The sequence below is a fragment of the uncultured Pseudoxanthomonas sp. genome (assembly GCF_947498795.1).
Classification (GTDB): domain Bacteria; phylum Pseudomonadota; class Gammaproteobacteria; order Xanthomonadales; family Xanthomonadaceae; genus Pseudoxanthomonas_A.
In genome coordinates this window covers 299,743-312,971 of record NZ_CANMLQ010000004.1, presented here as the reverse complement: position 1 = coordinate 312,971, position 13,229 = coordinate 299,743, and the positions used below count along the sequence as shown (strand labels likewise).

Annotated in this window: 10 protein-coding genes; 5 read left to right on the top strand and 5 right to left on the bottom strand. The window is 67.0% G+C overall.

Annotation, left to right across the window (positions count from 1 at the left end; all coding sequences use genetic code 11):
* Positions 1 to 4: 4 nt before the first annotated feature.
* Positions 5 to 1,324 carry a sugar MFS transporter gene (locus Q0907_RS12460; RefSeq protein ID WP_299345143.1) on the bottom strand — a complete coding sequence of 440 codons (1,320 nt, stop codon included), beginning with the start codon at positions 1,322 to 1,324 and terminating at the stop codon, positions 5 to 7.
* Between the two features lie 382 nt (positions 1,325 to 1,706).
* Between Q0907_RS12460 and Q0907_RS12455 the strand changes: the two genes are divergently transcribed.
* The 3 genes from Q0907_RS12455 to Q0907_RS12445 all read left to right on the top strand — a co-directional run bounded on the left by Q0907_RS12455 (position 1,707) and on the right by Q0907_RS12445 (position 8,020).
* Positions 1,707 to 2,738, top strand: coding sequence for a glucokinase family protein (locus tag Q0907_RS12455; RefSeq protein ID WP_299345258.1), 1,032 nt, complete (start codon positions 1,707 to 1,709; stop codon positions 2,736 to 2,738).
* Between the two features lie 146 nt (positions 2,739 to 2,884).
* A complete protein-coding gene (locus Q0907_RS12450) occupies positions 2,885 to 5,578 on the top strand; it encodes a TonB-dependent receptor (protein ID WP_299345141.1) in 2,694 nt (897 codons plus the stop codon).
* Between the two features lie 99 nt (positions 5,579 to 5,677).
* Positions 5,678 to 8,020, top strand: coding sequence for a family 20 glycosylhydrolase (locus Q0907_RS12445; RefSeq protein ID WP_299345138.1), 2,343 nt, complete (start codon positions 5,678 to 5,680; stop codon positions 8,018 to 8,020).
* Positions 8,021 to 8,071: 51 nt separating this feature from the next.
* On the opposite strand, the gene Q0907_RS12440 is transcribed toward Q0907_RS12445, so the two are convergent.
* Positions 8,072 to 8,494 carry a VanZ family protein gene (locus tag Q0907_RS12440; RefSeq protein WP_299345255.1) on the bottom strand — a complete coding sequence of 141 codons (423 nt, stop codon included), beginning with the start codon at positions 8,492 to 8,494 and terminating at the stop codon, positions 8,072 to 8,074.
* Positions 8,482 to 9,666 carry an SAM-dependent methyltransferase gene (locus tag Q0907_RS12435; protein WP_299345135.1) on the bottom strand — a complete coding sequence of 395 codons (1,185 nt, stop codon included), beginning with the start codon at positions 9,664 to 9,666 and terminating at the stop codon, positions 8,482 to 8,484. Before Q0907_RS12435 ends, Q0907_RS12440 begins: the two co-directional genes overlap by 13 nt.
* Positions 9,667 to 9,785: 119 nt before the next feature.
* On the opposite strand from Q0907_RS12435, the gene Q0907_RS12430 reads away from it, so the two are divergent.
* Positions 9,786 to 10,619, top strand: coding sequence for a 20S proteasome subunit A/B (locus tag Q0907_RS12430; protein ID WP_299345133.1), 834 nt, complete (start codon positions 9,786 to 9,788; stop codon positions 10,617 to 10,619).
* Between the two features lie 26 nt (positions 10,620 to 10,645).
* Positions 10,646 to 10,822, top strand: a complete 177-nt coding sequence (locus tag Q0907_RS12425) for a hypothetical protein (RefSeq protein WP_296281358.1) — start codon at positions 10,646 to 10,648, stop codon at positions 10,820 to 10,822.
* Positions 10,823 to 10,829: 7 nt separating this feature from the next.
* Here Q0907_RS12425 and Q0907_RS12420 read toward each other — a convergent pair whose 3' ends face one another.
* Entirely contained in the window at positions 10,830 to 11,771 is a 942-nt protein-coding gene (locus tag Q0907_RS12420; RefSeq protein ID WP_296281357.1) for an alpha-E domain-containing protein, read from the bottom strand.
* Positions 11,771 to 13,228, bottom strand: coding sequence for a circularly permuted type 2 ATP-grasp protein (locus tag Q0907_RS12415; RefSeq protein ID WP_299345131.1), 1,458 nt, complete (start codon positions 13,226 to 13,228; stop codon positions 11,771 to 11,773). The genes Q0907_RS12420 and Q0907_RS12415 overlap by 1 nt, the downstream gene beginning before the upstream one ends.
* Position 13,229: the final 1 nt, after the last annotated feature.

Sequence of the window (13,229 nt, the reverse complement as noted above, 5' to 3'; positions counted from 1 at the left end):
TCCGTCATGGAGGCGAGTCCACCATGATGCCGCGTTCCGGGACGCCCGTCGCCGCCCGTTTCGCGCTGCCCACGCGGTGCCCGGCCAGCGCGTAGTAGAGGATGTACAGGTAGCCGGGAATGGCCAGTCCGGCGAACACGACCTGGAAGTCGTAGTGCTGCTTCAGCACCGCGAACAGCTGCGGCAGGATCGCTCCGCCGGCGATGCCCATGATCAGCAGGGCCGATCCGGTCTCGGTGTGCCGGCCCAGCCCCTTGATCGCCAACGGGAAGATCGCCGGCCACATCATCGCGTTGGCGAAGCCCAGTGCAGCGACGAAGCCGACCGACACATAGCCGTGCGTCAGCAGCGCGCCGAGGGCGAACAGCACCCCCAGCGTGGCGGAGATGGCGAGGTAGCGTTCCTGCGACACGAAGCGCGGGATCACGGCCAGGCCGACCAGGTAACCGGCCAGCATCGCGAACAGGGTGTAGGTGGTGAACAGCTTGGTCTGGTCCAGCGGCAGGCCGAAGCCCCTTCCATAGGTGCCGATCGCGTCGCCCGCCAACACCTCCACCCCCACGTAGAGGAACAGGCAGAGCACGCCCAGCCACAGGTGCGGGAAGCGCGACAGGCCACGTGCGCCATCGGCGGCATCGGCCGCGGGCGCGGCATTGACCTCGGACGGCTTCACCTCGGGCAGCGGCGAGAACAGGATGCCGATGGCGACCACGACCAGGAGGCCGGCCATCACCAGGTACGGCAGGTGGATCTTCGCTGCGAACGCGTCCAGCAGCGCCGCCTTGGCGACGGGATCGGCCGCCTCGACCTGCGCCGCGAGATCGCCCACGCCGTGCAATACCAGCGTGCCGATCACGATCGGCGCCAGCATGCCGGCGATCTTGTTGCAGATGCCCATCAGCGCGATGCGCTGCGCGGCGCTCTCGATGGGGCCGAGGATGCTGACGTAGGGGTTCACCGCCGTCTGCAGCAGCGCCAGGCCGCCGCCGATCACGAACAGGCCGGCCAACGCACCGGGGTACCAGCGCTGGGTGGAGAACTCGCCGAACATCGCCGCCCCCACCGCCATCACGAACAGGCTGGCGGCCAGCCCCTTCTTCATGCCGGTGCGCTTGAGCAGCACCGCAGCAGGCAACGCGAGGAAGAAGTACGACAGGTAGAACACCATCAGCACGAGGAAGGCATTCACCTCGTCCAGATCGAAGGCAAGCTGCACGAAGGTGATCAGCGGGCCGTTGATCCAGGTGAAGAACCCGATGATGAAGAACAGCACGCCGACGATGGCGAGCGAACGGAGCGGGGTGGTTCCAGCGGCGGTACTCATGCAATCCCCTCGATCTGGGATGTCGCGCCTGCGCGCGACATCGGGAACAACGTTGTCAAAGCCATCAGGCAGTCCCCCCGGAACTTGAAGGCCTCCAAGCGATCTGGCCTTCCTTCCGTGAGTGCACCGGCATAGTGCGCCGCAACATAAAGTCCTGTAGGACTTAGCGCTTTTCCGCCTTTGCATGCCGCAATTGGCGACACCAATGCGCTCAATTGAATAATGAATACGAGCATTGTTGTCGGTTCCATGCATCGCCTCGGCCGCCAGACGGCTATTTCATGACAGAGTCTTGACAACGTTGTCAAACACTTTCCACACTCCGGCCATATCGGGATGACGGGGTCCCGGCCGCGAACATGTGAGGAGACGTGTGGTCGCCATTGCCAATCCATTGCCGACAGATGCCAGCCGCGGGGCGCACGACGCCTTCATCGCGGCGGACGTCGGTGGCACCCACGTCCGCATCGGCCTGGTGCGCGGCAGCGGCGACGCCGGGATGCCGGTCCACGTGCTGGAGTACCGCAAGTACGCCTGCGCCGACCACGCCGGCCTGGGCGACATCGTCGAGGATTTCCTGCAACACCTGGGCCTCGACCACGGGCGCGCGACCCGTGGCGTGATCGCCAGCGCCGGCTATGCGCTGGAAGACGGCACCGTCATCACCAACAACCTGCCCTGGCGCCTTTCGCTGGCGGAACTGCGCACGCAGCTCGGCTTCGACGACGTCCGCCTGGTCAACGATTTCGAAGCCGTGGCGCATGCCGCCGCGCAGGTGGACGCCAGCCAGGTGCTGCAGCTCACCGGCCCGGCGATCGCACCGACCCGCGGCCCCACGCTGATCCTCGGCCCGGGCACCGGTTTGGGCGCGGCGGTGTGGATCCCGGTCGGCCCGCGCGCCGTGGTGCTGGCGACGGAAGCCGGCCAGGCCGCGCTCACCGCCGGCAACGCGCTCGAGATGGCGCTGCTGGCCGAGATGCTGAAGACCCGCACGCACGTGCCGGTGGAACAGGCGCTGTCCGGCCCCGGCCTGTTGAACCTGCATGCCGCGCTGTGCGCCGTCCGCGGCGCCGCGCCTTCGGCCTACACGCACCCGGGCCAGGTCACGGCCGCCGCGCTGTCGGGCGACGACCCGCTGGCGCGCGAAAGCCTCGATGTGTTCTGCGGCCTGCTCGGCAGCGTCGTCGGCGACATGGCGCTTCTTTACGGCGTGCAGGGCGGCGTGTATCTCGCCGGCGGCATCCTGCCGAAGATCCGCGGATTCCTGATCCAGAGCAGTTTCGTCGCGCGATTCCTCAACAAGGGATCGATGCGCGAGGCGCTCGAACGCATCCCCGTGAAGCTGGTGGAGCACGGGCAGCTGGGCGTCATCGGCGCGGCCCGGTGGTACCTGGATCGCGACGGAGACACATGAAGGAAAGCGCCGGCACAGGCGCGGAGCAGGAAGGGGCGGGGTGCAGGGGATACGTGCAACGCCAGGCGACATCGAAGTACCAAGCACGGCGGAACAGCGCGAGCGATGGCTGCCGGAACTCTAAAAACAATGATGGGAGAGACATCATGAAGTACCGCACCTCGATCCTTTCGGCCTCGATCGCCGCCGGGCTCGCGTTCTCGATGCAGGTCCACGCGCAGGAAGCCGCACCGGCCGACACGGCCGCGACCGACCTGGACACCGTCGTGGTCACCGGTATCCGCGGCAGCATCGAGAAGGCCCTCGATGCCAAGCGCGACGCCGCCACGCACGTCGAAGTCGTCACCGCCGAAGACATCGGCAAGCTGCCGGCCAAGAACGTGGCCGACACCCTGCGCCAGCTGCCCGGCGTCAACATCGCGTCGTCCAGCGCCAGCGAAGGCGGCTTCGACGAAGCCGACCGCGTCAGCCTGCGCGGCACCAATCCCAGCCTCACCCAGACCCTTGTCAACGGACACGGCATCGGCACCGGCGACTGGTTCGTGCTGAGCCAGGTGGGCAATGTCGGCCGCAGCGTGAGCTACTCGCTGTATCCGTCCGAAATCGTCGACCGCGTGGTGGTGCACAAGACCTCCGAAGCGAAGCTGGTCGAAGGAGGCACCGCCGGCTCGGTGAACATCATCACCCGCCGTCCGCTGCAGTTCGCCGAACCGCTGACGATCCAGGGCTCCATCGGTGCGGTCCATTCCGACCTGCCGGGCGACACCAAGCCGCAGCTCGATGCGCTGCTGAACTGGCGCAACGATGAAGGCACGGCTGGCCTGCTGGTGCAGGTCTTCAATGAAGAGCGCAGCCTGCGTCGCGATGGCCAGGAAGTGGTGGGCGGCTACGGCACCATCACCTCCACCAATCCCGACCTCGATGGCGTGCTGTATCCCAACCTGATCGGCGCGGCGCTGTTCGAACAGGTGCGCAAGCGCCAGGGTGGCGTGGCCAACATCGAGGCGAAGGTCACCGACAACCTGACGCTGAACGTCAACGCGTTCTACTCGCGCCTCAAGGCGGACAACTACAACCGCAACTACATGATGTGGGCCAGCCAGTTCGTCAACTCGCAGATCCCCACCAGCTACACCGTCGAGAACGGCGTGCTGACCAGCGCCACCTACGCGCCGGTGACCGGCGGCACGACCGTCACCCCGTACGGCGTATACGACATGATCTCGCGGCCGGGCGCCGAGTCCACGTCCAAGTACATCGCCCTCGATGCCGAGTGGAATGCCAGCGACGCGCTGAAGTTCGTCTTCCAGCTGGGCTCCACCAAGGGCCGGGGCAGTAGCCCCACGCAGGACGTGCTGGAAACCGGCATCGCCGGCAATGCGGGCGCGAGCTGGAGCATGAACGGGGTCGGCAATCCGATCGACTGGTCGCTGGGCGGCACCAACACGGCGGCGAACCACTTGCCGCAGAACGGCTGGATCTTCGGCGCGCAGGGCATCGATGTGCTGGACAAGGAAGACTGGGCGTCGGCGGACGGCCAGTTCTTCTTCGACAACGACACCCTGTCCTCGCTGGACTTCGGCTACCGCTATGCCACGCATGAGCGCAGCAACGACTTCTCGCTCGCGCAGGGTCCCAACTGGGCCACCAACTGGACCGACATCGCGGCGTACCCGGCGGCCGGCGGCGCGTATCCCGGCGACTTCGGCGTGGGCGGCAACGTGCCGTCGGGCATCTGGTACTACACGCCCGCGCAGCTGGCGGAGATCAATGCCCGCTTCGCCAACCGCAACAACCCGGAGCGCTTCTACTTCTCCGACGTCTACGGCGTGAAGGAAGACATCAACGCGGTGTACGCGCAGTTGAACTTCCGCGGCGACCGCTGGAGCGGCAACGCCGGCCTGCGCTACGTGCGTACGCAGACCGACGTGAACTACAACCAGGCGCTGGCGGTCAACTCGGGCATTCCGGGCGCGATCACCGGGTCGGCGTTCGGCGACTACCTGCCGGTCGTGGTGAACAACGACTACAACGAGCTGCTGCCCAGCGTGAACTTCAAGTTCGAGCTGACCGACTCCCTGGTGGCGCGCGTGTCGGGCAGCAAGACCATGACCCGCCCGGACTTCTCCGCGCTGGCCGGTTCGCTGACGCTGAACGACCTCACGCACGAAGGCAGCGGCGGCAATCCGAACCTCGACCCGCTGGTGTCGACCAACTTCGACGCGTCGCTGGAGTGGTACTTCGCTCCCCGCGCGCTGCTGGCCGCCAGCGTGTTTTCCATGGACCTGGACGGTTATGTCGACTTCGGCAACGTGATCGTGCAGTACAAGGACCAGCAGGCCAGCCAGGCGGCCGGCACGGATGTCTACAGCGACTACCTGGTGTCGATCCCGGTCAACTCGAACGGCAAGGCCCGCGGCGTTGAACTGACCTACGAGCAGCCGATCGGCGACAACTTCGGCATCAACGCCAACTACACCTACGTGGATGGCGAGGCCGATGGCGGCAAGCCGCTCAACGGTACCTCCGAGAACACCTACAACCTGTCGGGCTGGTACGAGAACGACCGCTTCAACGCACGCATCAACTACAGCTACCGCAGTTCGTTCTACGCCGGCGTCAGCCGCGCCGACAACTTCTACCAGGACGACTTCGCCACGGTCTCGGCGTCGCTGGGCTTCAAGGCCACCGAGTGGCTGACCATCAGCCTCGATGGCCTGAACCTCAACAACCCGAAGCTGAAGTACTACACCGAGAACGATGCGGTACCGGGCTACCTGCCGCACGCGTTCTACAGCAACGGCCGTCAGTACTACCTGAACTTCCGCTTCAAGTTCTAAGCCTCACGATGTAAGGGAACACTCTCCCTCTGCGGGCCCGGATCCGTCCTGGCCCGCTTTTTTTTGGGCATGCTAGGCCCGCCGCTATCGAGGACTCCGATGAACCGACGCATCGCCCATCGCGCCCTGGCCGGATTGGCCTTCATGCTGCTCGCGCTCACCGCCTGCACGCCCAGGACGGGTGACGACGCCGACACGACCACGGTGGCGGCCACACCGATCACGCCTTCGCTGATTCCCGCGCCGGCGGTAATGGAAACCGGCACCGGCAGCTTCACTGTCGGCACGGGCACGCGCCTGTCCGCCAGGGGCGACGTGGCCACGCGCGTCGCGCGGCAGTTCGCCGCCTACCTGCAGTCGGCGGGCGGGCCGGCACTGGCCACTACCGGGGACACAGGCAAGGGCCTGATCCAGTTCGTGCTGGCGCCGGCCGGCGCTGGCTCGGCCAATCCCGAGGCCTATACGCTCGACGTGACGCGCGACGGCATCATCGTGCAGGCGCACGACGAACGCGGCCTGTTCTACGGCGCGGTGACGCTGTGGCAACTGGTCACGCAGGGCGACAAGGGCGGGGCCACGCTGCCCGTGCTGCACATCGAGGACGCACCGCGATTCGGCTGGCGCGGCTTCATGCTGGACCCGGCCCGCCACTTCCAGCAGGTCGACGACGTCAAGAAGATCATCGACGCGATGGCGCTGCACAAGCTCAACACGCTGCACTGGCACCTGACCGACGACCAGGGCTGGCGCATCGAGATCAAGCAGTACCCGAAACTCACCGGGATCGGCGGCTGCCGCATTCCCGCCGGCGACGGCGGCAAGGATCCGAAAACCGGCGAGCCGCGCCCGTACTGCGGCTTCTACACGCAGGACCAGATCCGCGACGTGGTGAAGTACGCCGCCGAGCGCCACATCACCGTGGTGCCGGAGATCAACGTGCCGGGCCATGCGACCGCGGCGATCGCCGCCTATCCCGAACTGGGTTCGATCGGCACGCCGCTGGTTCCGTCGAACGAATGGGGCGTGTTCCCCAACCTCGTCAACGTGGAGGAGCCGACGATTGCCTTCTTCGAGAACGTGCTGGGCGAGGTCGTCGCCCTGTTCCCCGGCACCTACGTGCATATCGGCGGCGACGAGGCGGTGAAGGACCAGTGGGAAGCTTCCGCGCGCGAACAGGCGCGCATGCGCCAGGTGGGTGCGAAGACCGAGATGGACCTGCAGGGCTATCTGGTGGAACGCCTCGAGAAGTATCTCGCCGGACACGGCAAGCGCCTGGTCGGCTGGGACGAGATCCTCGAAGCCAAGTTGCCGGCGGAAGCGACGGTGATGTCGTGGCGCGGCATCGAAGGCGGCCTGCAGGCGGCGCGCCAGGGGCACGACGTGGTGATGTCGCCGTCGAACAAGACCTACCTCGACTATCTGCAGACCGCCTCGCCGAACGAACCGCCCGGACGCCCCGCGCTGATCACGCTGCAGGATGTCTACGGCTTTGAGCCGGTGCCGCCGGATCTCGAGGAAAGCCAGCGCCACCACATCCTCGGACTGCAGGCCAACCTGTGGACCGAGCACACGCGCACGTTCGCGCGTCTGCAGCACAACGCATTCCCCCGCCTCGCCGCGGTCGCCGAAACCGGCTGGTCGCCCGCGGCCAAGAAGGATTTCGCCAGCTTCACCGCCCGGCTGCCCGCGCAACTGAAGCGCTACGACGCCATCGGCCTGGGCTACGCGAAGACACCGTTCGAGCCGCTGATCGCCACCGAGGACAACCGCAAGGCAGGCAATGCAAAGGTTAAGCTATCCAACCCGCTCGACTACCCGGTGCACTACACCACCGACGGCAGTGAACCCACGCAGGCGTCGCCGACCTTCGCGTCGCCGATCGAGGTGAAACTGCCGGCCACGCTGCGCGCCGCGGCCTTCGCCGACGGTCGCCCCCTGGTGCCGGCGTCGACGTTCGAACTGAGCGCCGCTTCGATGCTGAGCCGCACCGATGAGGCGATGTCGGTCTGCCCCGACGCCGGCCGCCTGCTGCTGCGCCTGGAAGACGATGGCCCGGCCGACGGCGAACGTGCGATCTTCAACGCGACGATCTTCTATCCGTGCTGGCAGTGGGACCAGGCCGATCTGGAAGGCATCGCCTCGATCCGGGTACGTGCGGGCCGCATTCCCTACTACTTCCAGCTCGCGCACGACGAGCCGCACCGCACCTTCGAACCGGCGAAGTCGCCGCTGGGCGAACTGGAAATCCTGGGCGGCGGCTGCAAGGGCCATACGCTGGCGACGGTCGCGCTGCCGGCCGCGCCGAACGCGGATGGCTTCCTCGACCTCGACGCACCGCTGCCCGCAGGCACCACCGGCAAGCAGGACCTGTGCGTGCGCTTCACCGGCGACACGCGCCCGCAGATGTGGGTGCTGGACCGCATCACGCTGCAGCCTCGCTGACGGCGGTCATCGCAGCATGGAAGAGCCGGGCATGTCCCGGCTTTTCTTTTTCTAGACGCGTGCGGGACGCAGGCGCGCGTCCAGTGTGAGCAGCAGGCAGTGCACGGGCGTCAGCAACGTCGCCAGTCCGGCCAGCACACCCAGCGTGTTCGCAAGCGCATCGCGCGGGTCGGCCATGCGCGTGGCGGTCAGCGTGCCCTGTGCGAACTCCAGGCAGACGCCCAGGGCGACCAGCAGCGCCGCCACGATCAGGCAGCCGCGCCGCGTGGCGAACAACTGCATCGCCGCCGCTGACAACACGCCGTAGGCGAGGAAATGCTCGACCTTGTCGCTGCCTTCCGGCACTGGCGGCAATCCGCTCAGGTTCACCAGCGACAACACGATCACGGCGGCGACGGCCAGCAGCCACAACCCAAGCCACAGCCGCGGGCGATGGAACGGCTTCAGCGCGAAGACACGGCTCACAGGCGCCAGCTGAGGTCGTTGAACAGGAAGGCCGTACCGAACTCGACGTCGCTGGAGAATCCCATCACCTGGAAACGCTCGCCCATCTCGCTGGGGAGCGTCAGCCGCTTGGCTTCGTTGCGCAGGCGCAGCAGCGTGGTTTCGTCCGCGCGTGCCTCGGCTTCGTTCAAGCGCTCCTGCAGCCCATTGCCGAGCAGGAAGTTCGCCTGCGTGGTGTAGCCGGCCAGGTCGAACCCGGCCTGCGTGCCCGCCTCGGCCAGCGCGGTGAAGTCGACCGAGGCGGTAATGTCCTGCAGCCCGGGCCACAGGTAGGGATCGTTGTGCACGCGGTGGCGGTAGTAGGCACGCAGCGTGCCGTCGTCGCGATCGGGCTGGTAGAACTCGCGCCGCGTATAGCCGTAGTCGGCGAACAGCATGGCGCCCCGGTCCAGGCCACCCATCACCGCCTGGATCCAGTAGGGCAACTGCGGCAGCAGCTCGGAGCGATAACCATCGGGAAACGGCCGCCCGATGTACCGCTCGACATGGCGCACCGCCGCGGACAGCAGGGCATCGGCCGGGCGATCGGCACGCACGAAGCGGCCTTCGCCATCCATCGCCACGCCCTCTTCGAACACTTCGCCATCGCGCAGCGTGAAGCGCGGCGTCGGCAAAGCATCGATCACTTCATTGGCGAACAACACGCCGCTCCACGTCGCCGAAGGTGGGCCGTCCAGCCATTCCACCAGCTCGAACACCGGCGGAATCAGGCGCTGGCGCAGCCGTTCGCGCTGTCGCTCGCGCAGGTCCGCACTGGGCTCCAGGATCGCGTAGCGCGCCGGCAGCGCATCGAGTTCCAGCAAGCGCTTGAGCATGATGTCGGCGAAGGCGCCGCTGCCGCCGCCGATTTCAACGAACTCGGCTTCGGGACCCAACTGCTGCAGCACAGGGGCCACGGCCTGCGCGACGCAGCTCGCGAACAAAGGACCCAGCTCGGGCGATGTCGTGAAATCGCCCGCCTCGCCGAACTTGGTGCTGCCGGCGCTGTAGTAGCCGAGTCCGGGCGCATACAGGCTGCGCTCCATGAAGCGCGAAAACGGAATGCTGCCGCCCTCGGCGGCGATCTCGTTTCGGATGAAATCAGCAAGGCGTTCGCTGTGGGCGCGCGCCGCATCGTCGGGAAGGGGGAGATCGGCCTGCATGGCGCACCTGGAGCGGAAATCCCGGCCATTGTACGGGCCGTCTAACACTGCGACGGCGGCCCTAGCCAACCCCCGGGACGGCGCATAGAATCGTGATGCACAGCAGCAACGGACACGCCATGACCTATTGCGTCGGCATCGAAGTCAACGAAGGCCTGGTCTTCGCCGCGGATACCCGCACCAGCGCTTCCTTCGACGACGTGCGCGTGTACCGCAAGATGCACGTGTTCGAATGGCCCGGCGACCGCGTGCTCGTCATCATGTCGGCCGGCAACCTGGCGACCACGCAGCTCACGCTGTCCCGCCTGCAGCGCGACATCGACGATCCCACCGCCACGCGCAGCCTGCGCACGTTCTCGCATCTCTACGAGGTGGCGGAATACGTCGGCGAGATGCTGGTGGCCAGCCAGGTGAAGATGAGCGGCGAACTGCAGCAGAGTGGCGTCAACGTGCAGTCCACGCTGATCCTGGGGGGGCAGATCGCCGGCGAGCGTCCCGGCCTGTACATGGTGTACCCGCTGGGAAACTGCATCGCGACGTCGCCGGAAACCCCTTACCTTCAGATCGGCGAGTCGAAGTACGGCAAACCCATTCTCGACCGCATCATCCGCCCCGAAACGCCGCTGGAAGATGCCGCGCGCTGCGCGATGGTGTCGCTGGATTCCACCATCCGCTCCAACCTCTCGGTCGGCATGCCGGTGGACATCGCCCTGGTGCGGAACGGCGACCTGAGGATCAGCCAGCAGATGCGGCTGGAAGCGGACACTCCGTTGTACGCCGAGATCCACGACACCTGGTCGCGCAAGCTGGAAGCCGCCGTGCACAGCCTGCCGCGCTTTCCGTGGGAGCCGCAGCAGCCACAGGAAGCGCCGCCGCCGGGCCTGCCCGCCATGCCGCCCCGGCGAGTACCGTCGCGACAGGATCCGGGCGACGCGCAAGGCCAGCAGCAGTAACCGTCCGCCGGCGCCGCGAGCCTGCGATGAAACCCTGGGCCGTCGCGCTGCTGGCATTCCTGCTGGGCGCCGGCGTCACCGCGCTGATCCTCGTGATCTGGATGCCACCGGCCTGGCGGATCGTCGCCGGCGCGGCGGGACTGCTCGTCGCCAGCAAACTGGCGGCGGTGTCCGCGGCCGCCTGGCGCGAACGCGGCGACTGAGAGCCGCTCAGCCGTGGAAGTAGCCGGAGGCGACGGCGTCGTGCAACGCGCCGAGATGCCGCTGGATCTCGTCCATGAACGCAGCGGGGTTCCGCTCCGCCAGCACGGCGGGGTCGGCGTTGCGCGTCATGCCCAGCACGCGGTTGAGGTGGCGGTCCACGCCCGGACGTGGCGGCATGGTGGGCAGCACGCTCTGCACGCGCGCCAGGCAGAACTGGACGCTGCGCGGGAATTCGTTGTTCTGCAGCAGGAAGCGCAGCGCCAGTTCGGCGGTGACGCGCTGGCGCACGTGGCGACGGAACATCTGGTAGCCGGCCAGGGAGCGCAGCACGCTCATCCACTGCATGTTCTGGAAGGCTTCGCGGTCGTCTTCGTTGCGCGGAGTGACCAGGCCGGATGCGCCGGCATCGATGATGCGCGTGGTCATGTCGGCCTGTTCCAGCGCCGTGCCCAGCCGCAGGAACTGGTAGCCGATGTCGCGGCTGACATTCGCGCTGAGCAGGCCGGACACCTTCAGGCAGCCGTCGACGATGCGCTGCAGGAAATCGAGCCGGTAGCGGCGGCTCAGGCTGCGTTCCCCGTAGGCGGCGATGTAGAGGTGCAGGTCGTTGATGGCCTCCCACACGTCCTGCGGCAGCGTGTCGCGGATGCTGCGCAGGATCTCGCGCGCCGCGTCGACCGACACGCGCAGCGATGACGGATTGCGCTCGTCCAGCAACAGGAAGCGGATCACGTCGACATCGCCCGCGGCGTCGCCGGTCTCGGGAAAGCACTGCTCGAAGCGCTCGCCCGCGCCGACCGTGTCGATCATCGGCCGCCACGCGAACCGCACCGAGCGCGGCATGTCGAGCTGCAGCTGGCTGCCCACGCCGACCAGCCTCGCGGTGTTTTCCGCGCGCCGCACATAGCGGCTGAACCAGTAGAGATCGTCCGCGACGCGCGACAGCATCAGGCGGCCTCCTCGCCATGGTCGGACAGGTCGACGACCCAGGTGTCCTTGGCGCCGCCGCCCTGCGAGGAGTTCACCACCAGCGACCCCTTCACCATCGCCACGCGGGTGAGGCCACCCGTGGTGACATAGGTGTCCTGGCGCGAGAGCACGAACGGACGCAGGTCGATGTGGCGAGGCGATGGACCCTGCTTGGTGACGATCGGCGCGGTGGACAGCGCCAGCGTGGGCTGGGCCATGTAGTTGCGCGGGTTGGCCTCGATCAGCGCCTTGAATTTCTCCCGCTGGCGCTTGGTCGAGCGTGGGCCGATCAGCATGCCGTAGCCGCCGGATTCGTTGGCCGGCTTCACCACGAGCTTCTCGATGTTCTCCAGCACGTACTTCCGCTCCTTCGCGTTGTGGCAGAGGTAGCTGGGCACGTTGGGCAGGATGGGATCCTCGTCCAAGTAATACTTGATCATCTTTGGCACATAGGCGAAGACGACCTTGTCGTCGGCCACGCCTGCACCCGGTGCGTTCGCCAGCGCCACCTTGCCGGCACGCCAGCTGCGGATCAGCCCCGGTACGCCGAGCACGGAATCCGGATGGAAGACTTCCGGATCGATGAACAGGTCGTCCACGCGCCGGTAGATGACGTCCACGCGCTTGGGCCCGTAGACGGTCCGCATGTACGTGCAGTCGTCGTCGGCGACGAACAGGTCACTGCCTTCGACCAGCTCGATGCCCATCGCCTGGGCCAGGTACGCGTGCTCGAAGTAGGCGCTGTTGAACACGCCGGGCGTCAGCAACGCGATCACCGGGGTATCGCCCGGGCGCGGCGACAGCGCGGCGAGCGTGTCGTAGAGCTGGCTGGGGTACTCGTCCACCGGCAGGATCGAGCTGGTCTCGAACAGTTCCGGAAACACGCGCTTGGCCACCATGCGGTTCTCCAGCATGTAGCTCACGCCGGACGGAATGCGCAGGTTGTCCTCCAGCGCGTACAGCGTGCCGTCGCCGTCGCGCACCAGGTCCGAACCGCAGATGTGCGCCCACACGCCCAGCGGCGGGGTGATGCCGACGCACTGCTCGCGGAAGTTCACCGAATCCTTCAGCAGCATCGCCGGGAACACCTTGTCCTTGACGATCTGCTGCTTGCCGTAGATGTCGCCGATGAACAGGTTCAGCGCGCGCATGCGCTGCTTCAGGCCGGCCTCGGTCCGCTGCCATTCGCTGAGCGGGATGATGCGCGGGATCAGGTCGAACGGCAGCGTGCGGTCGACGTTGCGGCCGTCGGAATACACGGTGAAGGTGATGCCCTGGACGCGCGCCACCACGTCGGCGGCGAGCTGGCGTTCGGCGAGCTCGCGGCCGGACAGGCCGGCCAGGTATTCCACCAGGCGACGCGCGGCCGGTCGCGGCCGTCCATCGGCCTGGATCAGTTCGTCAAAGGTCGTGGTGCGGTACTTCGCCCAGTCCATT

Excerpts from the sequence above, each read along its gene's own strand:
- Q0907_RS12450 (WP_299345141.1), top strand. The coding sequence starts at position 2,885 with ATGAAGTACCGCACCTCGATCCTTTCGGCCTCGATCGCCGCCGGGCTC.
- Q0907_RS12430 (WP_299345133.1), top strand. The coding sequence starts at position 9,786 with ATGACCTATTGCGTCGGCATCGAAGTCAACGAAGGCCTGGTCTTCGCC.
- Q0907_RS12425 (WP_296281358.1), top strand. The coding sequence starts at position 10,646 with ATGAAACCCTGGGCCGTCGCGCTGCTGGCATTCCTGCTGGGCGCCGGC.
- Q0907_RS12460 (WP_299345143.1), bottom strand. The coding sequence starts at position 1,324 with ATGAGTACCGCCGCTGGAACCACCCCGCTCCGTTCGCTCGCCATCGTC.
- Q0907_RS12420 (WP_296281357.1), bottom strand. The coding sequence starts at position 11,771 with ATGCTGTCGCGCGTCGCGGACGATCTCTACTGGTTCAGCCGCTATGTG.
- Q0907_RS12445 (WP_299345138.1), top strand. The coding sequence starts at position 5,678 with ATGAACCGACGCATCGCCCATCGCGCCCTGGCCGGATTGGCCTTCATG.
- Q0907_RS12435 (WP_299345135.1), bottom strand. The coding sequence starts at position 9,666 with ATGCAGGCCGATCTCCCCCTTCCCGACGATGCGGCGCGCGCCCACAGC.
- Q0907_RS12415 (WP_299345131.1), bottom strand. The coding sequence starts at position 13,228 with ATGGACTGGGCGAAGTACCGCACCACGACCTTTGACGAACTGATCCAG.